The following is a 21668-nucleotide window of genomic DNA, read 5'->3' as shown; positions in this document are numbered from 1 at the left end:
GATGCAGATCCGACTTCAGACGCTGGAGCACCAGCAGCGTGCCCTGACGGCGCTGACCCACGTCTTCAAGGGCGTCGAACTCGACACGAGCACGCCGCTCGAGGCCAACGTCGGTTTCGACCCGGCCGACCCGCAGATCCGCGAGAACATCGCGGAGATCCAGTCTGGGGTCGGCGACGGCATCGCGGCGATCCCGAAGGCCTGGCGGAGCCGCGTTGACGACGGTGTGCTCGGCGTCGACGCCAAGATGGAGACCGGAACCGGGAAGACCCTGGTCTACACGCAGCTCATGTACGAGCTAAACAGGCTCTACAGGTTCACGAAGTTCATCGTCCTCGTGCCGTCGACGCCGATCAAGGAAGGCGCGAAGGCGTTCATCCAGTCGGATTACGCTCGCAGGTACTTCGACGACGCCTACGGCCAGCAGATGGACCTACGTCTGGACGTGCTCGACGCGCAGAAGCGGTCCAGGGGTCGCAAGATGATGCCCAAATCCATCGTGAGTTTTGCTCAGAGCTCACGGCTCGCTCCTGGACGTATATCCGCTCTCCTCATGACCGACGGGATGCTCCTGTCGAAGAAGACGATGGCAGCGGACTACGACCAAACCGTCATGGGCACCGCCAGCGTCCCCTACGAGGCGCTGCGAGAGACACGACCGATTGTCATCATCGATGAGCCGCACCGGTTCCGGCGCGACAACAAGGCGTACCAGGCGCTCGTCGACGAGATCCAGCCGCAGGCAGTCTTCCGGTTCGGAGCGACCTTCCCGGAGCTCGCGAAGACGAGCAAGACCGACTACAACAACCTCGTCTTTAACCTCGGTGCCGTCGAGTCGTTCAATGATCAGCTCGTCAAGGGAGTCCAGGTCCAGTACCCGGACGACGCCACCAAGGACACGACGCGCCTCAAGCTCACAGGTCTCTCGGCGCGCAAGCCGAAGCAGGCGACGCTCCAAGACGTCTCCACCGGGAGGTCGTACACGTTCGACGCTGGCGAGTCGCTCGGTCTCGCTGACGGTGCGTTCTCCGGCATCACGATCGAGGGCATCGGCAAGACGGACAATCCTGCGATCAAGTCCGGCGTCACGCTGTCGAACAGCCAGGCGCTGGCCGTAGGGGACATCCTCTCCGCGAAGGTGTACTCCGACACATACCAGGCCCTGATGATGCGGCAGGCGCTCGACAACCACTTCGAGACTGAGTGGGAGAACTTCCGTCGCTCCTCGAAGGTGAAGACCCTCACTCTCTTCTTCATCGACTCGATCGCTTCCTATCGCGGCGAAGACGGATCGAAGGGCCATCTCAGACAGCGCTTCGAAGAACTCCTCATTGCACGGCTCAAGCGGGAGATCGAGAGCCGTAAGGATGACGCATCGCTTGTCGCAAAGGATTACGTCGCATACCTGAGGGCCTCCCTCGCCGACGTCGAGGCCACGAATGGCGGGTACTTCTCTGCCGACAACTCGACCTCCGATGAGGCCATCCAGCGCGAGGTAGACGACATCCTCCGCAACAAGGAGGCGATGCTCTCCTTCCAGACCCCGAACGGCGAGCCGAACACGCGTCGCTTCCTGTTCTCGAAGTGGACGCTGCGCGAGGGGTGGGACAACCCCAACGTGTTCCAGATCGTGAAGCTTCGGTCATCCGGCTCGGACATCTCGAAGCTCCAGGAGGTCGGTCGCGGACTCCGGCTCCCCGTCGACTCACGAGGAACCCGCCTCGCGGGCGAGCAGTTTTACCTCACCTACCTCATCGACTACACCGAGGAGGAGTTCGCGGCCTCGCTCGTCAACGAGATCAACTCCGACGCGGCGACCGGCCGTGCGGAAGTGAAGGATCTGCTCGCGCAGGTCGCTGACGAACTCGGTAAGTCCGTGACGGAGCTCTTCATCGAACTCCTGCAGCAGGGCCTCGTCGACCCGGACAAGAACGTCGTCCCGGGACGCGAAGACGAGCTGTTCGCTGCCTACCCAGCGTTCAACAAGGGTGGGCTCAAGCCCGACAAGGTCCTGCCGAAGAAGCAGAAGGTGAAGGTCGGCATCCGCCCTGAGCGCTACGCCGAGCTCAAGGATCTCTGGGAGACCCTAAACGCCAAGTACTACCTCTCTCTGGACGAGTTGGCCCCGGACGAGATCGACGAGTGCATCGATTCGGTGCTGGGCATAGGCGTCTACAAGCAGACGTTCGGACGGTTCGCTCAGGACGTCATCATGAAAGATGAAGACTCGTCCCTTAAGGTCCGCACGGAGGTTAAGGCGCGGTTCAACGCAACAGAGACGGTGCCGTACGGCGAGTGGCTGAAGCGCGCCCATGCCCAGACGGCGCTGCCCATCGAACGCATCCACGCGGGCCTCGTGCGGCATGACTCGAAGGCGAAGCTGCCGGCCGACTTCTTCAACAAGACGACACTGCAGGAGTTCGTCGCGCGGTTCGAAGAGTGGATGGAGCAGCACTACTTCGAGCGCTTCTCCTACGAGAAGATCGATGGCCTCGTGCTCGGCACCGAACTCACCGATGCCGACGGCGTCCCACTGAAGAACATCACGCAGGGGAACGTCGGCGTGCATCGCGACGACAACGCGAAGGTGCCCGAAACATTCCTGTACGACACCATCGTCTACGACTCCGACAAGGAGCGCGAAACCATTCGTGACTCCTCGCTCGACGAGGTGATCGTCTTCGGAAAGATCCCGCGTCGGTCGATCCGCGTGCCCCTGTACTTTGGTGGCACCACGAGCCCTGACTTCATGTATGTCCTCAAGCGGGAGGACGGCGGGCTGTCCCTGAACTTCATCATCGAGACCAAGGACGTCAAGAAGCGCTCTGACCTCCGTGGTAGCGAGAAGCTCAAGATGGAGGCCGCGAAGCGGTTCTTCGAGCTCATGAGTACCGATGACATCAAGGTCACGTTCCGAGATCAGGTCCAGCGCGACGACATCGCCGACCTGATCAAGCAAGTGCTGGCGGAGTGAGTAGGTTCCCTGCACATGGTCGCGCGAAAAACGAAGCAGTACGTCGAGACCGCCGTCGAGTCGCTGACCCTCGCCATCGAGCTATTCAATCGGCCGAGTCCGACAGGGCGTGAGCACGCGACGGTCATGATGGCCGCCCACGCCTTCGAGATGCTGCTGAAGGCGGCGATCTATGAGCAGCGCAAGAAAGTCAAGTTCTCCGGAAGCGACCGTTCCTTCGACCTCGGCAAGTGCGTCACCGTCGCGGAGACGTCGTTGGGCATCATCGACGAGGGGGACCGAGTCGTGCTGCTCGCTCTTAAGAATGATCGGGACACGGCGACCCACGACGTCATTGTGATGAGCGATGACGTGCTGTGGCTGCACTTGCGGTCGGCTGTGACAATCTTCCGCAAGGTGCTGCTCGGACTCACCGGTCAGGACCTCACCGACGTGATGCCCGGGCGAGTGCTCCCTGTATCGGCCACCCCGCCCACCGACGTCGGCCTCGTGGTCGGCAAGGAGGTCGAGCAAATCGCAGAGCTATTGCGTCCCGGCAAGCGGCGCAGCGCCGAGGCGCGGGCGCGCCTGTTGCCGCTCATGTCCCTCGACCGTGCCGCTCGCGGGGAGACCGAGCCGCCAACCGAAGCGGAGATCAATCGCGCTTTGCGGGAGCTGAAAGAGAGCTCCGACTGGACCTTGGCATTCCCTGGGGTGGTTGGCCTGCAGCTCGTCGGTTCGCCACGTCCTTCGGATCAGGTCCAGGAAATCAGCCTCAGGGTCGACCCCAAGCGAGGGGAGGTGCCTGTTCGACCAGCGCGTGAGGGTGAAGAAGCTGCCGCATACCGCGAGGTCGACACTTTCGACCGGTACTCGCTCAAGCTGAGCAAGCTGGGGGAGAAGCTCGGACTGACGCGGCACCAGGCTTACGCAGTGGTTCATCACCTCGGTCTCAAATCAGATCCGGCGTGCTACAGGTGCAAGACGACTTCCAAGGGAAACATCGCATGGCAGGGTCTGAGTAATCGAGCCCTGGAGCGCGCGCGGAAAGCACTGGACGACGGATTGGACATCCAAGCAGCGGTCGTCGAGTACAACGAACACAATGCCAGGAAGGCTAGAAAGAAGCGCTGAAGTCTGGCCTGGACTCGTGCCGGGCTTGCGTTCTCCGCGGTGGTTGCAACGCAACACGCAGGTACACTTCTCGCCGAGATTTGGACAAACGGAACAGCGCTGACAGATCGACTAGGGCTCGTCGGTACGTTATGCCAGCCAGTGACCCCGCTGGGACACAACTATGGTCATGAGGTAAGAGTGAGACACCCATAGTGATGTACAGCGCTTATGTCTAACGGTAGCCTTGAGTCATGAACGAGCGCTCCACTGCACCACGCAAGGCTGCCATCTACCTCCGCATTTCGCAGGATCGCGAGATGGACGGGCTCGCCATCGATCGCCAGCGTGAGGACTGCGAGAACCTTGCACGGTTCCGGCGCTGGGAGGTCGTCGAGACCTACGTCGACCAGTCGAGGAGCGCCACCGACCGGAGCGCGATCCGCCCGGACTACGACCGTATGGTCGCCGACTACCTGCTCGGACGGTTCGACGCGATCATCTGTTACGACCTCGATAGGCTCACCAGGCAGCCCCGGCAGCTGGAGGACTGGATCGATGCCGCTGAGCTGCGCGGCCTCGCCCTCGTCACTGCCAACGGCGACGCGGATCTTTCCACTGATGGCGGCCGCATGTACGCCCGCATCAAGGCCGCCGTGGCACGAGCCGAGATGGAGCGCAAGAGCGCCCGTCAGTCCGCCGCGCAGAGGCAGCGCGCCATGCAGGGGCGTGCTCCGAAGGGCATGCGTCCGCTCGGCTATGCCGTCGATGGCGAGGTGATTTCCCACGAAGCCGAGGCCGTGAAGGCGATCTACGACCTGTTCACGAGGATCGAGCAACCTGAGTCACTGCGCTCGCTTGCTCGGGCGCTCAGCGGTACCGAGGAGGTTGAAGGGCTCTCGCCCCTTCCCAAGCACACGCACACCGTGAGCGTCGAGCGCGCCGCCGCCCGCGAGGAGCAGGGCCTCGAACCCCGGCCCATCGTCGAGGACGGTCCGTGGCCGCCCTCGACGGTGCTCGGCATCTTGCGGAATCCGCGCTACGCCGCGCTGAGCACGTACACACCGAAGTTCGCTCAGGCGGACGGGAAGCGCCGCCGGATGTGGAAGGCGCAGATCCTCCGCGACGATGCCGGAGAGCCGATCCGAGGGCAGTGGGAGCCGATCGTCGACGACGAGGCCTGGTGGAAGGCTCAGCACGTCCTCGACGACACGGAGCGGGTCACGAACACCTCTGGCTCGACCAAGCGCAAGCACCTCGGCAGCGGGCTCTACCGGTGCGGCTATGTCGACGAGGAGACCGGGCAGATGTGCGGGCGGAAGGTGACCGGGGCACCGCGCGGGTACAAGTGCGCGGGCCACATCGTTCGCTCGGGCGCCGCCATCGACGATTTCGTCACGAGTGTCGTCGCCAAGCGTCTTGCACGCAAGGACGCGAGGGCGATGGTCGAGGTCGCGGACGGCGGGCCGCACGCAGCAGGCCTCGACGCGGCGATCAGCGATCAAAGGGCGCGCATTCTGCGAGCCGAGGCCGACTACGATGCCGAGATCATTGAGGCACGTGACCTCAAGCGCGTTCGGGACGCCGCAGAAGCTCGTATCCAGGAGCTGGAGGCCGAGAGGCTCATGCAGGGGCGTGCGGGTGCACTGTCGCCGATCCTGGGCGTCGAGGACCCCGCCACGGCGTTCCGGGAGGCCTCGCTCGACCTCCGTCGCCAGACCATCGACACCCTTGCCACCGTCACCCTCCTGCCGCAGCCACGCGGGCGCAAGGGGTTCAGGACCGAGTCGGTCGTCGTCGACTGGAGGTAGCCCTCCCGATTGGCTAGCCACGCGGAGCGTGGCCGGGAGACCTCTTGAGAGCGGCGACGTGGCGTAAGCGCGTCGATTCACCGAGCACGACTGCCTGTCGCGCCCGCCGCTCTCCTCGACCACGGAGGAGGCCCGCCATGACCACCCGAACGAACGCAGACACCACACCCCGAGCCTGGATCGGCTGCCTGCACTGCCACAACTCAGGACGCCTCGTCGGCGAGTGGTTCGACGCCGAGAACGCCGACGAAGTCACCCTTGCCGACGTCCACGGCGGTGCTCACCGCGTCCGTAGCGGCTGTGAGGAGCTGTGGGTCATGGACCACGAGAACATTCCCGTCTCGGGCGAGGTGAGCCCCTCTGAGGCTGCCGAGTGGGCTCGTGTCCTCCTCGCGGTCCCCGAGCACCAGCGCGAGGCTCTACGCGCTTGGGTGGTCTCCGGTAGCTACGTCGCCGAGGGCACCGGAGAACTTCCGTCGGTCAGCGATTTTGAGGAGCGCTTCTGCGGTACGTGGGGCAGCTTCCGGGACTACGCCGAGACCCTCGCCGAGGAGATCGGCGTCACCCCTGAAGACGCGCCGGAAGAGCTTGTGCGCTATTTCAACTGGGATGCCTGGACACGCGACCTCGAATACGACTACACGGTCGTCCGAGCCGACGCGATCTCCGTGTTCATCTTCCGGGACCTGTGAGGGGGCGATCATGAGCGCGGAGTCCAACGCCTACAGCCACGCCGAGTCGTTTCGCTGGTGGGTCGGCGACCCCGAGATGAGCGATGAGGAGGCCCATCTCCATGACCTGCTCGCCTTGCACAAGGCCACCGTCGAGCTGATCCATCAGCAGCGGGACCTCCTCGGGTACTACGACACCGATGCCGAGCTGTTCGGTGATGACCCCGACTTGGACTGATAGCAGAGTGCCCCGTAGCTTCGGCTGCGGGGCACTCACTTTTCGTCGACTACCAGCCTCGATAGCTCTCGTACAGCTTCTTGCCGAGCCACCAGAGCAACCAGCCGAACAGAGCGCATCCGCCGAGGGCGGCGAGGGCAATGAGCCCCTTCGTCCACCAGACGCTCGCGGCGGCGAACGAGTGCCAGGCCCATCCGAGCAGCGGTCCGAGGCCGAGCATCTGCGTGATCCCACCGACCATCCCCGTGAGCATGATGAACGCGACGGTGAACGGGATGAGTGCAAGGCACATTCGCCCGACCGTCGCCCAGGTGACCTTCGCCGAGAGCTGCTCGACCCGGCGCTCGGCCCGCCCAGCAGCGCTGACCACTTCGTGGGCACGGCCGGTCACCTCGGCGAGCTTCTCGGTACCGAGCTTGCTCACACGCCCTTCGAGCCCCGCGACGGTCTTCTCGACCCTCTGGATGGGAGCTTCGACGGCCTTCGCAAGCCGGTCATCGAGTACCTTCACGGCGTGTTCGGTGAGCTTGTCCGTGTCGATACGGACGTTGCCGCGCTTGCGCACGGCGTCGGCGAGGTCAGCCGAGGCCGAGGCCGTCGTCTTCAGCTCCTCGCTGATCTTCCTCGTCATCGAGTGCGCGGCCAGGTCCGCCCTGGTCACCGAGGACCCGTCGGGCAGTTTCACGACCTCGCTGCTGCCGAGCTGCTGCGCGATGATTTCGATTGTCTTCTCGATCTCGTTCAGCCTGTTCTTCGACTCGGCGTCGAGCGGCAGCGTGGAGGGCAGCTCGTGCTGCTGCGAGGTCGACAGACGATCCAGTCGCGTCGCCTGCTCCTCGTCCATGATCTTCACGTACCCGGTCAGGTCGGCGACGGTCTTCGTCAGATTCGCGATTTGCTGCCTGTCGGCGTCGCGCTGCGAGATCAAGGTCTCCAGCATCTCCGTAGTCCGCTGCTGCTCGTCGGCCTGCTTGACCCTGTCCAACGCCCCCATGAGCCTGCTCCTTCTGCTGGTGGTAGTCGAAAATCTCTTGCACACCTTCGGCGGTGAACTCGGGTGTCAGCGCCGAGGCCTTCTTCCTTCCGAGCTTCCCGTTGTCGTCCCGGCGCATCTTGTAGCTCCAGCCGTCGCGGTTCGTCACCGCGAGCGTGACCTTGTGCTCGGCGAGGACGCGCTCGAACGCCTCACGATTCGACGAGCGTGAGTCGGTCAGTGCGTCGTAGACCTTGTCACCGAGGACCTGCTCGAACCCGCCCGGAGCGAATACCTCGCGGCGCAGCTCCCAGCCGGGCTTCGGCTCCTCGGGATCGGGGAGCACCCGCAGGCCCTCATCTGCCATCAGCTCGTCGTTCAGCTGGCGCAGTCCGTGCTTCCACGACGTGTACCGCTGGAGGCTCTTACCGGTGAGGTTGTCGTGGTTGATGACGAGGATGTGCGCGTGCCCGTGACCTCCGGCGGAGTCCGAGTGCACCGCGACCATGTAGTCAGCGCTATGCATGCGTTCCGCAAGTTCGACGGCCACGTCCCGGATGCGCTCAAGGTCAGCTTGCGAGGTCACGTCGAACTCGTCCGGGTGGAATGCCAGCACATAGCTCTGAAGCTGGTTCGTCCGACCATGAGCAGCGGCGTGCGCCTCAGCACACGCTATGAACTCCGCCGGAGTCGCCCCACCATCGATCATCGACATCGCATACGCGGCTGCACGTGTCGACCCGCCCTTGAGGAGCTCCTTTCGCACCTCAGGGTCACGCCCGTAGAGGATGTACCCAACGGCTCCTGCAGCGTTGGTCGAGGGGCGGACGTTCACGGTGCTCATGTCCGCGTCCGATCGCCGAGTGAGGCACGCACCTCGTCCACCGCAGCCATCACCTCGTGAAGGAGGCCGTCATCGACGGCAGCGCCCTTGCGCAACGCCTGGTTCAGGTTCACACCAACTCGGCGCAGCTGCTCGACTGCGCGAACAAGAGAGGGCGGCGCCGCCTCCTTCTCTCCGGCACTGCTTTCCAACCGCTCGACCTTCGAGGACCTAGAGTCCAGCGCGTCGAGCATGACGGCACGGCCCCACGCGCTCGGCTTGACGCCGAGCACGCGGGCGCGGTGGCGGATCGCATTGCGGTCAGCCACCGTCAGCCGCACGTCGAGAGAGACCTCTCGACGACGGCTGTTCCGAGGCTCCACCGGAACCTCGGCCGACCCTGCCCTCTGCGCAGCACCACGACCGGTGTTCACCTGGGAGTCGTGGTGCTGCTCCGCTGACAGGGCCGGGTCTTCCGCACCCCCCTCCGACCGATCCCGACCAGCGCTGCTTGGGGAGTCGGGCTCGTTCTCCGGGGCGTACGGAAGACGGCCAGCAGGGTTCTTGTCGGACATTTCGCTGGCGCTCATGCCCTCCAAGAATCGCTGGCCCTCGTCCTCGGTCGCTGCGCTCCCTGCGGGCGAGGGGGCACTGGGGCGCTGGCGCAAGTCCCGGGTCGGTGCCGTCAGCCGTTCCACGGTGCCGCCTCCTCATGCTCAGGATCGACGGTCTGCGAGGCAGTCCCGTCGTTCACTGCGCCCACGGACAATGCCGCCTTCTTCGCACGCCTCGACCGCTTCGCCTTCTCCGCCGCAAGGGCTTCGCTTGCCTCCTGGGAGAGCCGGTCGTAGAGGTCGGAGTTCTGGTCGCGCAGCAGATCGATGACCTTCCCGTCGATGCGGCGCCGCTCGGCGGCGGCAGCACGCTTGAGCTTGGCGATGCGCGCGGTCGCACGGCGGCGCTCCTGCTCGATCAGCTCGTCGAGGTTGGTCGTGGTCTTGTTGCTCATGGTCAGTTCTCCTTTCCGTTGAGGGGGTGGCCCTCTCCGAGGGCCAGCGACGTGATCTCGGACGGAAGGTCGAGGGCAGCATTGATCGTGTCTTCGGGCAGGCCTTCGTCTCGTGCTTCCTGCACGTCCTCGCGGAGCAGGTCGAGCACTGCGCCAAGCACGAGTGCCTCGGAGCGCAGGGACCCTCGATCGTGGTGCGTCGGGGGTCGCGGGCCTGCCAGGCGTCGCCGGGCGCGCGTCCGCTGATGAGCCAGTCAGTCAGCGCGACGCGCGCGGCGCCCCTGTCCTGAATGTCCTGCATCAGGCCTTCGAGCATCTGGCCGACGTTATTCATGGTCGTTCCTTTCGGGTCGTTGAGTTGGTCAGTACGGGAGCCGGTCGGCGTCCGTGGGATGTTCGCCGGACGCCATGGATGTCATCCGGTCGAGGTACGGGTCGAGCGTGTCGATGGGGAGCATCTGGGACGCCCGCTCGGGCCGGCGAGCGTTGTCCCAGTCGCCGCGCGAGACGGTGCCGAGCCCCCACTCACCGAGCCAGTCGAGACGCTCCGCGATGCTCAGCGAACGGTCAGCGAGCGTCGGGATCGTGGTCACGCCCTGGCGATGTGCCATGACGATGGACATCAGCACCGCGCGCTGCGGAGTAACGATCCGACGACCCTTGCCGTGCGAGAAGCGGATCTCCCAGTCCTTCCACTCCGAGACGGTGCGAAGACATCCCGCCTGCGCCATCTCGCGGGCGATCTCCCGAGCGCGCAGACAGTCCTCGACCTGCTCCCACGGTTCGGAAGTGAACGTCGCCATCTCGTGGGAGGAGCCGTCCGGCAGGGGCACCATCTCGCGGGTCATCGAAGTCATCACCGGGCTGCGCTTCAGGTCGTAGTCCATCGACACGGAACGATCGACGTACGACGTGATGAAGTCCCTGCGATCGGTCGTGCGCGACAGCTCCTGAAACGAGGGGTGACGGTCGTACCCGTTCGGAATGCGCCCCTCGCGGGTGACGACCATGGTCAACAGCAGCTCCCGGTCTTCGAAGCTGTCCTCGTCGAGGTCCTTCGGAGTCTTGAGCCCGTTATGAGCACACACGCCGTCGAGGTCAAGTGACACGTTGCCTCGCGTCGTGAAGTTCACCAGGTCGTTCTGAGCATGCTTGGCCTCCCAGATGGATCTGTCCCCGGTCAGGGCGGTGCGCGCCTCCCCGAGCACCTCGGCGAGCCCGTAGAGTTCGAGGTCGACGACCTCATCCACGGTGGCGTTCGTGATGAAGCCGTCGGTGGTCACCGAGTAGACGTCCCTGCCGTATTCGCTCAGCTGGTTCATCGTCGCGAGCAGTTGAGCACGGACCATCGACGTGGTCGTCGCCGCATGATAGGGGCTGGAAACGGCCGAGCCACCGACGTTGTCCATCTCCTGCGCGCGAGCGTCCCAGGACCGCTGCTCGGCGACGTCTTGCGCGGTCTTGCCGTACACCGAGTTCACGCCGGTCTTCAAAGTCTGCTCTTCCAGCGACTCCTTGCCGAACAGCGCTTTGGCAGTATTGCGGTCGTCGATCAACTGCTTAACGCCGTGGCGCAGCGAAAGGCTCGGTGCGCCGTCGATCTCGAGCACACGACCGAGGTAACCGATCTGGCAGTGGACCTGCGCACCGAGCTGGAGGGCCAGCCACAGCTCGGGACCGCACACCCACGTCCCTGCGACGCCCTCGGACGTGCGCGGGTAGATGAGCGTGCCGTCAGCGACGATCGGCAAGCACGGGTACAGAACGGCAGTGGGGAAGACGAACGACACGAACCCAACGAAGGGCGTCGTCGCCGTCGGGACGTCATCGATGGTGATGACGCGCTCGTGCACGACCTCATCGATGGCACCGGCCTCCCAGTCGAGGTCACGCACCAGCGCCATCGCGGTCGGGTAGGCGTTCTGCGCGTCGATGTCCACGGTCGGCACGGGGTAGAAACCCGGCATCGGACAAGAATTCAAGCCACCGTGATACGCACGTGCGAACGCCGAGGAGAGCTGAGCAGCCGCGCCGTCGAGAGGGTTGCGCCCCCGCTTCGCGTAGAAGCTCAGCCTGTCGCCCTCTTCGACGGCGTCGACGCCCTCGTCCTCGTCCACCAGCCCTGCGAACTTCCTGCGGAACTCAGCAGGAGAGGACGCGCCGAGGTACGCACTTCCCGAGTCCACGAGAGCAGCGGCCGCACCGCCGCTCAGCGTGATCGGTGGGACAACGCCGTCGCCCCACAGCCGGGCGAGGTACTCCACGACGATGACGGCGTCGTTGACGCCGTACTCCAGGAACTCGCCCAGGTGCTCGCGCCGGTAGTCAGTCATCCGGGAGATCCAGTCATCCGGCACGTCCAGCTTCGCGACACCGCACGCTTCACCGAGCACCGCCAGCGTCTTCTTCCCAGCGGGAGCCTGGGACATGGTGTCGCGAACGGTCACCGACATGCTCTGCCACCAATGCCCGTTCTCGTTACCGCGCTGCGAGCGGAACGGCAGCAGCGTCACGAGCCCACCGGCCGCCGAGGTCAGGCGGACGAGGGCGTCCAGTTCCCGAGCATGACCACCCGTACGGAAGGTTGTGAGGTCCGCTGCGCCGTAGTGGCAGGCGAGAACGAGGGGCACCCTCAACTTCGCGAGGGCCTCCCGGCGCTCCTCCCAGTCTTCCGACCAGAACGCCCCGCGAGGAACGCCACGGGGACCCAACTTTTCGGGCACCAGAGGCGAGCGCCACAGCTCAGCGGCAGTGACCACGGCCCACAGCGCTGTGTGCAGCGAAATGCGAGCGTCGGAGCCCAGCGGCGGCAGGATGACGACCTCGACCATCACCGACGGATCGAGCGGATCAGCCACGGCGAACTGGTACGAGTCGATGACCCGGGCACCATCGACGGTCGTGAACTCGGTGTCGAACCCGACGATGATCCCGGCGCGGCCCGTGCCCATCGCCTTCACCGACGGGAGGTCGCCGAACGCGGACGCAGGCACTGACACACCCGCTGCGACGGCCGCCGGCGAGTTGGTCGCAGCGACACGGTCACACGGTCGAAACTCGGGGCTCCCCATAGGGGTGAATGACCGTGCCCGACCATCTGCCTCCTGACCGGGGAAAACGTCGGTCTCGGAGGGGTTGAGAAAGTGTGACAGTTCGGAACCATCACACTCGGCGACGAGGATCTGAGACTCTCTCGCCCCGCCGGTCGAGGCATTGTTGGGCACGTTCACGCCCCCGCTGACCGTTGCTCGGGCACAACGCCGCACGAGCACCTCGAAGACGATGCCGCGCCGTGCGCCATCGGTGATCTCGTGACGCGCCCAGCCGGAGGATGCGGCGCTCATGACGCATCGCCGAAAATCGTGCTGAGGCGACGAACCTGGGCGTCGCTCAGTGGGGGAGCGGAAGCGGCGAGCCGTTCTGCGGCGGCCTCGATCTCCTCGAAGGTCGCAGGCCTGACGGCCACCGCGAGAGCGTCGAGGTCGGTGCGCAGCACCTTGACGCGGGAACCGACCTTGACGGCGGGCAGCCGGCCGTCAGCGATGTACTTCCGAAGTGTGGAGTACGCGGCATAACCCTCGGCGGCTGCCTGCTGGAGGGTGAGAAAAGTGGGCTGGACGTGGCGTGTCGAGGACACAGGGACTCCTCAGGAGTCAATACCCGTGTACTCGTGGCCGCCACTTGAGTCCCTCACCTACCGATGAGGGCGGCTGCGCTCTGACCTCTGTCCTCGTCGCTGGAGCGCCAGGCCCGACGAGTGTGGTTCGCAATCGGCCGGTCTACCCGAGCGCGTCCATCTCGCTCGGCACCCGTGACTCTGGCCTCTGTCCTCGCGTCGGGAGTCACGCCGATCCCGCGAGTGTGGGTCACCAGTGGCAGTCGGAGGAGCCCGTCCCTTGTGTCCGACACGCGACCCTGCCCTGTTATCCGAAGGTGGTGGGTCGCCCGCCAGTCCCTCTTACCCCGGTGTGCTCGTGCCGGGGTCTTCATCTTTTCCGCCGGATGAGCACTGCTCCGGTCGGGGTAGTAGTCGACGTTCGACTACGCCATCAAGTATAGCAAGGTGGGACGCGTGTTGGCAGTTGAGAGCGTAAGGCCTAGAGATTGATACGTAAGTACTGTTCGGAACGTGGTGGAATTCCGCTTCAATAATTAGTTGACTAGGGATTTCAGATGCCTATCGTTGTCTCGTGGACCATCTGAACTTCGTCGAGTCGACGCTGCCGCTGGACGGGAATCGGCCTCGTTCCCAGTATCTCGACCTCGTCGTGAACGGCTCATCCCTGCGCGCTTCGATCGGTGAAGATTTGCTGGGGTGGACTTCCACTCTGTTGCGGTCTGGATGGGATCTGGAAGCCGGGATTGGCTGGATAGCGTCCTTGTCCCTAGGGCTACAGGACAGTCTTCCTGGTGGCCGGGTGGAGCTGTACGTGTGTCGCGAGTGCGGCGACCTGGGCTGTGGGGCGCTGACGGTCAACATCGAACGATCCGGGTCAGTGGTGCGATGGAGCGAGTTCGGATGGGATGACAGCCTCAGTGATGAGCCGTACGACGCCATCGGGGACCCCTTGGAATTCACCTTCCAAGCGGCGTCCTATGACGAGACACTCCGCGCCTTGGGGGAGCGGCTGCTCGCGAGGCAACGTCCGCCAGCTCCGACCGGGCCTCAGTGGCGGCGTGACCCAGGCTTCGTTGCGATCGATCTGTGACGCCTATTCCCAATGCAATGAGGTCGAATGGAGATTCAATTTGTAGAAGAGCTGGTCAGAGCTGTTGGGCGCGAGCTGGTCGGGCGGCATGGGGGAGTGTTCGCGTCAACAACTGGCCTCGCGCTTGGGTTGGGGCATGACGCCGGACTCCGGGGTGCGGAAGATCTGCCCTGTCGCGGGGAGACCCTCGACCGTCTCTGCGACAGGTTTCTTCGGAGCCCAGTGGGGATCGGGATCCGGCTCGATCGTGAGCGGGGACCACCGGAACGGCAGGCCGGCGGCCATGGCCGCTTGGGGCCGGTCCATCAGCTGGAAGTGGAGATGGGGTTCGCTGGTATTCCCGGTGTTCCCGACCGCTCCCAGGACATCGCCGGCGCGGACTTTCTGCCCGACGCACACGGCTGCAGATCCGTGCTTGAGGTGGGCGTACATGCTGAACGTGCCGTCGCTATGGTCGAGGATCACGTGATTGCCGATGATGGAGCGGTGCCCGGCCAACTCTCGACCGAAGGCCTCGAGCGACATCATGTAGATCAGGCCGGGCCAGGTGTTCCGGGCGCGATGGTCACGCTTGCCGTCATGGGCAGCGATCACGGTGCCGGAGCCCGCTGCCAGGACAGGCTCCCCGAAGCTTGGGAACTCCTGGGGCTCGGCCTGTCTCCATTGCCAGCCGGGGGCGCTTTCGCGGGGAGAGTCTGATGCCTGCAGGATGTCGACTGCGAATGCCTGACCGAGCGTGCGAACGCCGTGGCTGGGGACCTTCGTCGCCGGGCTGTTGATGGCGACCCAGCGGCCCGTCACGGGAGCATGCATGGTCTGGGGAGACTCGTCGTCTGCACGTGGAGAAGGGACTGCGATCGCCAGGCCCAGCGGCGCGAACACGAGCCACACGGGGACCTCGATGACGAAGCTCAGCGCCACGAGCAGGACGAAGGCTCGAAGGAGCCAGGGGGAGGCCGCCTTGAGCATGCGCATCATCGGCGCGCCCCCAGAAGGGTGGTGAGCAGGGGGACGACTCGTTCGGCCGGCACCGTGTGTCTGCCCCCGGAGCCCGGCCTCAACCACCCGGCCGAGGTGAGGGCGCGAAGGTGGTGATAGACCTGCCCGGTCGACCCCATGGACTCCAGTTCTGCAAGTTCGCGTGCGGTGCTGTTCTCCCCGGTGAGCACCTCTTTGAGGATGCGCAGGCGGATGGGGTGCGCCAGTGCGTCCAGCACAGCAGTGACCGTGTCCCACTCGTCGGAAAGGAGCTCGTCGGCGTGCGCTCCGATCTGCCAGGAGACGGGGCCGCTGCCCGGAAGCTCGACGGAGCCCACGAGCATGACGGTGCCGCCCTCGCTGTCATCCTCGTACTGCTTCAGGCCGCGAAGGGCCCAGAGGTGATCTTGTGTGCTTGGTGAACTGCCTTGCGCGCCGTTCGTATTTCCAGTGTCACCAGCGGCGGGGGTGGCGTGTGCCTCGACCGCGACCATCCGCTTCTCGAGTGCAGCTACTCGACTGGCCAGTGAGTCAGGTGCGTCCGGTGTCGTCATGGATACATAGTTCCAGAATTACGGAATACTGTAAAATCGCACTACGGACCTGCCGCGGGGGCGAGTAGGCGACCTCTGGGTGACGGATTTCGGTGGAGTCCGCTTCAACGTGCGAAGGTCCCTCTGCGCCCCAGGGCGGGCATGAAGGGCGAGGACGTTCTCGTAGGCAGTGCTTGACCGGGATTTCGCTCCCGCGCATTGCTGGCCTGGGTCATGGCGGTGATCCACAGGGGGTCTGTCGGGTCGGCCTTGCGGGCGGCGGGGAAACTCGTGAAGAGCTGCGAACCGCGATCATCACCTGGATCGAGCGGACCTACCGACGCCGCCGGCGGGCCCGCCTGCGTCGGTTGGCCCATCGAGTACGAGCCCCTCATGAACCCGAGCCTCAACCTAGTGGCCTAGACCCAGCTGCGCCTGCCCGTTCATTGGTCCCGTCGCGCCGATGTGCACCCAGATGGTTCTATCCATCGGAACGCGGTGGAGTTCCGCTTCAGTAACTAACCTTTGGGGGTCAAATCTGCGGCATTTTTGGCATGCCGGAAATGCAGATTTTCAGTCCTCGAGTCGGCGGGCGAGCTGCGGATAGTCGGTGACGATCCCGTCGCTGTCAACGCCTAGCCTCGATCTTTCATGAGGGCTGGTTGGTCAACGGTCCAGCGTCGTTGCCGGTCTCATGCTCGTGATTGTGGCATGTGGGTGTGACAAGTGCCCGCATGTCGTTGCGGGTGGGCGTCGGTTCCACTGCCGAATGGCTACTGCTGGTCGTCGGGGCGGGTGACGGTTGGGTCAGGGTGGGGTGAGTGCGGAGAGCCGGTTCCAGCCGTCCAGAATCATGGGTGACCAGGGGCTGGCCTGTTTGAGGTGCAGGATGGTGCGCCTGCCTGTGCGCGCCAAGGTGGCGTTGAAGAGTGAACAGGCGGTGCCGCAGGGTTTTGGGTTCCCATCGCCGCGCAGGGCCTTGGAGGGCGAGCATGGCCATCCAGGCGAGCAGGTCGCTGGCCAGCTGGACGATGAGCAGCCGGATGCGATTCTGGTCATAGCCCTGCAACGGCAGGTTGGTCAGGCCGGTGTCTTTTGCGGTGCGGATGCGGTCCTCACAACGGGCGCGGCGGCGGTGCCGCATCTCCAAATCAGCCAACTGGCCTCTGGCAGTGTTGGTGACGAAGGCGGTGAGCCGGTAGCCATCGACGTCATCAAAGCGGAGTTGGGCGCCGGGGTGGGGTCGTTCTCGGCGCACGATCACTCGCATCCCGGTGGGGTAGCCCTTCAACAGGTCTTTGGCGGTGAGGAGGTCGGTGAACTCGACCACGGCTGCGCCGTCGCGGACCTGGCCGTCGGCGTTGTAGGCATCCTGCCACGCGTGCTCGGGAACAAGGTGATACAACTCCGGGGTGCTCATCGGCAGCGTGAAGCCGCTCGAGTACGACAGTCCGCGCCGGGCGAGGAAGCCGAGTAGCTGTTGGGATCCGCCGGCCCCGTCAGTACGGATCAGCACCTTCTTGCCCGGCCTGGCGGGGTTGATCCCGGGCACCTGTTTGAGCGCAGCCTTGATGACGGTCTCGTGATCGGCGGCGGTGTTGGAGCCGGCATTGCCCGACCTGAGCAGCCCTGCCATGGGTTCGCCGGTCCCGTCGGGGCCGTGGTCGACGAAGGCCAACAGCGGGTGGAAACCGTAGCCCTTCTTGAACGTCGGCCGGGCCAGTTCCTTGTCCGAATGTGACGTGACGAGAGTGGCGTCCAGATCAATGATGATCGGATCCCCGGCGCTCGCCCCATGGCCTGGTGCCGCCTCGCCTGCCAGGCCCCAGACGTGCTGGCGAGCTGCTGCAGTGGCCTGGGCCACGGCTTTCTCCACCCGGTCGACATCGGCCGCGAGGGCGGTGATGGTGCGCGAGATCGTCGCATCCGAGGCCACCCGGCCATAGACACCGGGTTCGCTGCGCAGCAGCGCGGCGTCACGACAGGCATCACCACCCAGCGCGAGGCTGATCGCCAGATCCAGCAGCACCTTCGCCGGGTCATGCCTCGCGAGGGATTTGCGCCACGGTCCCAGCGCCCGGCTCAACAAGATTCCCAGGCCGGAGGTCTCCACGGTCCGGGTGAGCAGCACCCCGCCCGCCTGGGCCACCGCCGGCACCGCAGCGGAGTCGACTCGGAGACGCGGATACATCCCGCTACGCTTGTTCACCTGGGAAGTGCTCCTTCAACCACGCTGATACAGACCTAGACAATCGGTATCTTCGCAGGTCAGCGGGCACTTCCCTCCTTCACGTCCAGCCACCCCCGTGAAATCTCCGGGCTAGCATTGAAGGATGGGTACGTTCGAATCACCTGCTGGACGGTCGCGCCGGTCAGTCCTCGCGGGGCTGCTGACGGTCCCTTTCGCTGGGCTGGCGAACGGATGTGCACCGATCAGCAGGAACGACGACGAGACTCCGGATGCGCGGATCGCCCTCGTGTACCGCGGCCCGGCGGGGTGCGCAGGATGCTCGAAAACTCTTGCTGAGCGACTGTCGCAATCACAGCTTGGTATGGACGTTGCGTTTATCGGCCCGCATGAAGAATTCCCTCTCAAATCAAGTGCCCTTTCTGGAGTCGCTCTCTACGCCCAGCCGGGCGGTGGAGACGATATTCGTGCCGCTGCCCAGAGTTTTCCTGCGGATTTCATCCGCGGGGTGAGTGACTTTGTGGCTACCGGCGGTAGCTACCTCGGCATCTGCATGGGTGCATATCTTGCAGGGAGCGAGGGATTCGGGTTTTTCAGTGAATCCGTCGAGGGGGAGGTGGGCGTTCCCGACTTCCCTGTGAAAGATAGTACGGATGATGTGGTGGCAGTCACGTGGGGCGACACGTTGCGATGGACCTACTTCCAAGAGGGCGCGCGGTTGCCTGTAGGCGGCGCTGAGGCCTACGCCCATTACGAGACAGGCGACCTCGCCGCCGCGTGTTATCGGTTTGGCGATGGAAGTGTGGGCTTGATTGGCCCTCATCCGGAGGCGGACGCAACCTGGTTCGAGGACGCCGATCTCTTTGATCAAGACGGCGACGACTGGCGATATGCGCTCCCGCTCGTCAAACGGATTCTCAGCTGACCGTCGGGGCGGCCAAGTGCGACACAATTGGCCCAAGGGAGAGCAACAACGCCACTCTTGTCCTCCGAAGGCTCACTCCAGCTGCGAAACGCCGTGGAGTTCCGCTTCAACGTCTGATCCTTGGCTCATGGGGCTTGGGCGCTCATTTTTGCTAGATCGAGAGGCTCACGTCTGCTGGTTTGCGGTGCTCACGTTTGTAGGGTTGGCATAGTTGGTCCTGCTAGGGTGGCGGCATGCAGCTCGATGGACTTGTCCCACGCCGCGTCAGCGATCTGTTGGCCGAACAGATGCGCACCGAGCCGGTGATCGCGCTGCATGGTCCACGATCGGTGGGCAAGTCGACGGTGCTCCGCGGCTTCGCCGAGGCAGCCGGCGGCTCGGTGATCGACCTCGACGACGTTGAAGTGCGTGAGGCGATCCAGGGGAACCTGGCCGCCTCGGTGCGCGCCGGGGCCCCGATCTGCATCGACGAGTACCAGCGGGTTCCAGACATCCTCGATGCGCTCAAGGCCCGGCTGAACCGTGAAGGCAGCCCCCCGGGCACGGCGATCATCACGGGGTCGACGAGGCAGGACGCTCTGCCGGCGACGGCACAGGCGCTGACCGGCCGGCTCCATTCGCTCGTCATCTGGCCGCTCTCCCAAGGGGAACTCGAGGGGGTGCGGGAGAACCTGCTCGAGGCGCTCGCGGGTGATGCCGACGACGTCGTGAGTGCCGTCCCGTCTTCGTCGACCACGCGGCCCGACTATGTCGACCGTGTGTGCTCCGGGGGAATGCCTCTCGCCCTGCGTCGGTCAGCCTCGGCCAGAGCCCGTTGGTTCGATGACTTCGTTCGGGCGTCCGTCGAACGCGATGCCGTCGAGCTCAGCAGAATCCGCGAGCGTCAAGCGTTGGCCGATCTCTTGGGGCATATCGCGGCGCAGACCGGTCAATTGCTGAACGTGGCGGCGACGGCGGAAAGGGTAGGGACCAACAGGGAGACGACGGAGAGCCATCTCCGGCTCCTCGAGGACCTGTTCCTGGCTGTGCGTCTCCCCGCGTGGGGCAAGAGCCTCCGCTCGCGGGTGAGTGCGAAGCCGAAGGTCCACGTCGTCGACTCCGGGCTGGCTGCCCGACTGCTCCGGCTCACGCCGGAGAAGGTCACCGGCATCGACCCGACGTCGCTCACTGACTTCGGGCACCTGCTGGAGACCTTCGTCGTCGGGGAGCTGCGCAAGCAGGCGTCCTGGCTCGATGATCCCGTCACGCTCGGGCACTGGCGTACGAGTGACGGGGCTGAGGTCGACCTCGTCATCGAGTACGACGATGGGCGAGTCGTCGCGTTCGAGGTCAAAGCCAGCGAACGGGCCTCGGGGAAGGAGTTCCGCGGTCTTGCCCAGCTTCGCGACCTGCTGGGGGAGAGGTTCATCGGCGGCATCATGCTGACGACCGGTAGCCGCTCCTACACCTACGAGGACCGGCTGCATGTGATGCCCATCGACCGGCTCTGGACTCCTGTGCCTGTCTGAGCGATCGCGCAGATGGTTCTACGTTCCGCAACTCGGTGGAGTTCCGCTTCAATGTGTAGGCGGTGTCCTTACTCCGGCAGTGGTGTATGAAAGAGCGTTTGCAGCAAGCGGCTGTTGATGAAGATGACGTTTCGGCCGACTCGCTCTTTGATGATGAGACCCGGTTCGGCCAGTTCGGTCAGCCAGTGCGCTGCGGTCTGACGCTTGGCCAAGCCCGCCTCCACGACATTGTCGATGCGTAGGTACGGTTGGCTGAACAGCATCCGGGCCAAGGAAGCGGCGGGCAACTTGGAGTTCTGCTCGCGGATCTGGTGCTCCATGAGGGCGCGCATCTGGTCGGTCCTCTCGACGAGGTCCAGCGTCCACCGCGCGGTGGACTCGATGCCGGAGAGCATTAAGAGGATCCACGGCTCCCACTCGCCGTTATGGGTAACAGCGTTGAGTCGTTCGTAGTAGGTGTCCTTGTGGCGGACGATGTGGCCGGAGAGGTAGAGGATGGGCAGCTCCAGTAGCCCGGTCTCGATGAGGATCAGCAGGTTGAGGATGCGGCCCGTTCGGCCGTTGCCGTCGAAAAACGGGTGGATGGCCTCGAACTGATAGTGGGTCAGCGCCATGACGACGAGGGGATCCAACCCGTGGTCGCCGTGCAGGAAGCGTTCCCATGCGGACAGGTGGTCGAGGATGACGTCCTTGCCCACTGGCGGGGTGTAGATGCATCGCCCGGTCGCCGGGTTGCCGATGTACGTGCCTGGCTGGTTGCGGATGATCGCCGGGCTGGCCTGGAGGATCGAGCACACATCGATGGCCGTCTGATGCGTAATGGGGCGCAGGTCGAGGGACTCGCGTCCGGCGCGCAGTGCCTCCCGGTAGCGAAGAGCCTCCTTCACTTGGGGAGTGAGGGTGGACAGTGCGCCGTTGGCGGCCTTGAACAACTCGTCGTTGGTGGTGACGATGTTCTCGATCTCGCTCGATGCCTGCGCCTCCATGAGAGGGATCAAGTTGATCAGCATCGTCGGATCGGGGAGACGCTTGTAGGCGCCATCCAAGCGTGCCAGGGCTCGGCTTGCCGAGATCGTCGCCTTGAGCACCGCGGGTGTCTCCACAACTCCGGTCGGGGGCAGCGGGGGAAGGTCTTGGTACGGCTGATCCGGGCTCGGCGTCATGGGGGCAGCGTAACCATGACGGCACGACGTGTCGATGAAAAGCGATAATTTCGACACGTTCGTCACATGTGGT

17 protein-coding genes and 3 pseudogenes are annotated in these 21668 nt (G+C 64.7%); 10 read left to right on the top strand and 10 right to left on the bottom strand.

Annotated elements, in window-relative coordinates; genetic code table 11:
* The first annotated feature begins 1 nt into the window (after position 1).
* The 5 genes from EDD41_RS06395 to EDD41_RS06375 all read left to right on the top strand — a co-directional run bounded on the left by EDD41_RS06395 (position 2) and on the right by EDD41_RS06375 (position 6786).
* A complete protein-coding gene (locus tag EDD41_RS06395; RefSeq protein ID WP_123575326.1) occupies positions 2–2974 on the top strand; it encodes a type III restriction-modification system endonuclease in 2973 nt (990 codons plus the stop codon).
* A gap of 15 nt (positions 2975–2989) precedes the next feature.
* Positions 2990–4087 (top strand): DUF3644 domain-containing protein, encoded by a 1098-nt coding sequence (locus tag EDD41_RS06390; protein ID WP_123575325.1) that lies wholly within the window; start codon positions 2990–2992, stop codon positions 4085–4087.
* Positions 4088–4320: 233 nt separating this feature from the next.
* Entirely contained in the window at positions 4321–5877 is a 1557-nt protein-coding gene (locus tag EDD41_RS06385; protein WP_123575324.1) for a recombinase family protein, read from the top strand.
* A gap of 137 nt (positions 5878–6014) precedes the next feature.
* Positions 6015–6569, top strand: coding sequence for an antirestriction protein ArdA (locus tag EDD41_RS06380; protein ID WP_123575323.1), 555 nt, complete (start codon positions 6015–6017; stop codon positions 6567–6569).
* Between the two features lie 10 nt (positions 6570–6579).
* Entirely contained in the window at positions 6580–6786 is a 207-nt protein-coding gene (locus EDD41_RS06375; RefSeq protein WP_123575322.1) for a hypothetical protein, read from the top strand.
* Positions 6787–6835: 49 nt separating this feature from the next.
* Here EDD41_RS06375 and EDD41_RS06370 read toward each other — a convergent pair whose 3' ends face one another.
* From EDD41_RS06370 to EDD41_RS06355, 4 genes and pseudogenes are all read right to left on the bottom strand, one after another.
* On the bottom strand, positions 6836–7780 hold the full coding sequence (locus EDD41_RS06370) for a hypothetical protein (RefSeq protein ID WP_123575321.1): 945 nt from the start codon (positions 7778–7780) through the stop codon (positions 6836–6838).
* Positions 7781–8120: 340 nt separating this feature from the next.
* Positions 8121–8468, bottom strand: a pseudogene (locus EDD41_RS18140) (relaxase/mobilization nuclease domain-containing protein); the annotation flags it as partial.
* 131 nt (positions 8469–8599) lie between these two features.
* Entirely contained in the window at positions 8600–9157 is a 558-nt protein-coding gene (locus tag EDD41_RS18135; RefSeq protein ID WP_425454349.1) for a plasmid mobilization protein, read from the bottom strand.
* A gap of 110 nt (positions 9158–9267) precedes the next feature.
* Positions 9268–9591, bottom strand: coding sequence for a hypothetical protein (locus EDD41_RS06355; RefSeq protein ID WP_123575320.1), 324 nt, complete (start codon positions 9589–9591; stop codon positions 9268–9270).
* Positions 9592–9617: 26 nt separating this feature from the next.
* On the opposite strand from EDD41_RS06355, the gene EDD41_RS16560 reads away from it, so the two are divergent.
* Positions 9618–9881 carry a hypothetical protein gene (locus EDD41_RS16560; protein WP_148060489.1) on the top strand — a complete coding sequence of 88 codons (264 nt, stop codon included), beginning with the start codon at positions 9618–9620 and terminating at the stop codon, positions 9879–9881.
* A gap of 72 nt (positions 9882–9953) precedes the next feature.
* Here EDD41_RS16560 and EDD41_RS17130 read toward each other — a convergent pair whose 3' ends face one another.
* Together EDD41_RS17130 and EDD41_RS06345 are read right to left on the bottom strand one after the other, a co-directional pair.
* On the bottom strand, positions 9954–12935 hold the full coding sequence (locus EDD41_RS17130) for a hypothetical protein (protein WP_123575319.1): 2982 nt from the start codon (positions 12933–12935) through the stop codon (positions 9954–9956).
* The gene (locus tag EDD41_RS06345; protein WP_123575318.1) at positions 12932–13228 is read right to left on the bottom strand and encodes an excisionase family DNA-binding protein; all 297 of its coding nucleotides are present in this window, start codon (positions 13226–13228) and stop codon (positions 12932–12934) included. Before EDD41_RS06345 ends, EDD41_RS17130 begins: the two co-directional genes overlap by 4 nt.
* Before the next feature lie 553 nt (positions 13229–13781).
* Between EDD41_RS06345 and EDD41_RS06340 the strand changes: the two genes are divergently transcribed.
* Positions 13782–14300 carry a hypothetical protein gene (locus tag EDD41_RS06340; RefSeq protein WP_123575317.1) on the top strand — a complete coding sequence of 173 codons (519 nt, stop codon included), beginning with the start codon at positions 13782–13784 and terminating at the stop codon, positions 14298–14300.
* A gap of 105 nt (positions 14301–14405) precedes the next feature.
* Here the strand turns inward: EDD41_RS06340 and EDD41_RS06335 are convergent, their stop codons facing one another.
* Positions 14406–15278, bottom strand: coding sequence for a M23 family metallopeptidase (locus tag EDD41_RS06335; RefSeq protein WP_123575316.1), 873 nt, complete (start codon positions 15276–15278; stop codon positions 14406–14408).
* The gene (locus EDD41_RS06330) at positions 15275–15832 is read right to left on the bottom strand and encodes a winged helix-turn-helix domain-containing protein (protein ID WP_013161556.1); all 558 of its coding nucleotides are present in this window, start codon (positions 15830–15832) and stop codon (positions 15275–15277) included. Before EDD41_RS06330 ends, EDD41_RS06335 begins: the two co-directional genes overlap by 4 nt.
* A 266-nt stretch (positions 15833–16098) precedes the next feature.
* Between EDD41_RS06330 and EDD41_RS06325 the strand changes: the two are divergent.
* A pseudogene (locus EDD41_RS06325) lies at positions 16099–16234 on the top strand (IS3 family transposase); the annotation flags it as partial.
* A 384-nt stretch (positions 16235–16618) separates the two neighbouring features.
* Here the strand turns inward: EDD41_RS06325 and EDD41_RS06320 are convergent.
* Positions 16619–18020, bottom strand: a pseudogene (locus tag EDD41_RS06320) (IS1380 family transposase).
* 124 nt (positions 18021–18144) lie between these two features.
* Between EDD41_RS06320 and EDD41_RS06315 the strand changes: the two are divergent.
* Positions 18145–18924 (top strand): BPL-N domain-containing protein, encoded by a 780-nt coding sequence (locus EDD41_RS06315; RefSeq protein WP_123575315.1) that lies wholly within the window; start codon positions 18145–18147, stop codon positions 18922–18924.
* A 233-nt stretch (positions 18925–19157) separates the two neighbouring features.
* Positions 19158–20432 (top strand): ATP-binding protein, encoded by a 1275-nt coding sequence (locus tag EDD41_RS06310; protein ID WP_123575314.1) that lies wholly within the window; start codon positions 19158–19160, stop codon positions 20430–20432.
* 68 nt (positions 20433–20500) lie between these two features.
* Here EDD41_RS06310 and EDD41_RS06305 read toward each other — a convergent pair whose 3' ends face one another.
* The gene (locus tag EDD41_RS06305) at positions 20501–21595 is read right to left on the bottom strand and encodes a Fic family protein (RefSeq protein ID WP_123575313.1); all 1095 of its coding nucleotides are present in this window, start codon (positions 21593–21595) and stop codon (positions 20501–20503) included.
* Between the last annotated feature and the right edge of the window lie 73 nt (positions 21596–21668).

It is taken from the genome of Luteococcus japonicus (assembly GCF_003752415.1).
Taxonomy (GTDB): Bacteria; Actinomycetota; Actinomycetes; order Propionibacteriales; family Propionibacteriaceae; genus Luteococcus; species Luteococcus japonicus.
The sequence above is the reverse complement of the archived record's forward strand: the minus strand, read 5'-3'. Positions and strand labels throughout refer to the sequence as shown.

Bases quoted from the DNA above. Each gene is read 5' to 3' on its own strand.
- EDD41_RS06395 (WP_123575326.1), top strand. From the start codon at position 2: ATGCAGATCCGACTTCAGACGCTGGAGCACCAGCAGCGTGCCCTGACG.
- EDD41_RS06390 (WP_123575325.1), top strand. From the start codon at position 2,990: ATGGTCGCGCGAAAAACGAAGCAGTACGTCGAGACCGCCGTCGAGTCG.
- EDD41_RS06385 (WP_123575324.1), top strand. From the start codon at position 4,321: ATGAACGAGCGCTCCACTGCACCACGCAAGGCTGCCATCTACCTCCGC.
- EDD41_RS06380 (WP_123575323.1), top strand. From the start codon at position 6,015: ATGACCACCCGAACGAACGCAGACACCACACCCCGAGCCTGGATCGGC.
- EDD41_RS06375 (WP_123575322.1), top strand. From the start codon at position 6,580: ATGAGCGCGGAGTCCAACGCCTACAGCCACGCCGAGTCGTTTCGCTGG.
- EDD41_RS06370 (WP_123575321.1), bottom strand. From the start codon at position 7,780: ATGGGGGCGTTGGACAGGGTCAAGCAGGCCGACGAGCAGCAGCGGACT.
- EDD41_RS18135 (WP_425454349.1), bottom strand. From the start codon at position 9,157: ATGTCCGACAAGAACCCTGCTGGCCGTCTTCCGTACGCCCCGGAGAAC.
- EDD41_RS06355 (WP_123575320.1), bottom strand. From the start codon at position 9,591: ATGAGCAACAAGACCACGACCAACCTCGACGAGCTGATCGAGCAGGAG.
- EDD41_RS17130 (WP_123575319.1), bottom strand. From the start codon at position 12,935: ATGAGCGCCGCATCCTCCGGCTGGGCGCGTCACGAGATCACCGATGGC.
- EDD41_RS06335 (WP_123575316.1), bottom strand. From the start codon at position 15,278: ATGATGCGCATGCTCAAGGCGGCCTCCCCCTGGCTCCTTCGAGCCTTC.
- EDD41_RS06330 (WP_013161556.1), bottom strand. From the start codon at position 15,832: ATGACGACACCGGACGCACCTGACTCACTGGCCAGTCGAGTAGCTGCA.
- EDD41_RS06315 (WP_123575315.1), top strand. From the start codon at position 18,145: ATGGGTACGTTCGAATCACCTGCTGGACGGTCGCGCCGGTCAGTCCTC.
- EDD41_RS06310 (WP_123575314.1), top strand. From the start codon at position 19,158: ATGCAGCTCGATGGACTTGTCCCACGCCGCGTCAGCGATCTGTTGGCC.
- EDD41_RS06305 (WP_123575313.1), bottom strand. From the start codon at position 21,595: ATGACGCCGAGCCCGGATCAGCCGTACCAAGACCTTCCCCCGCTGCCC.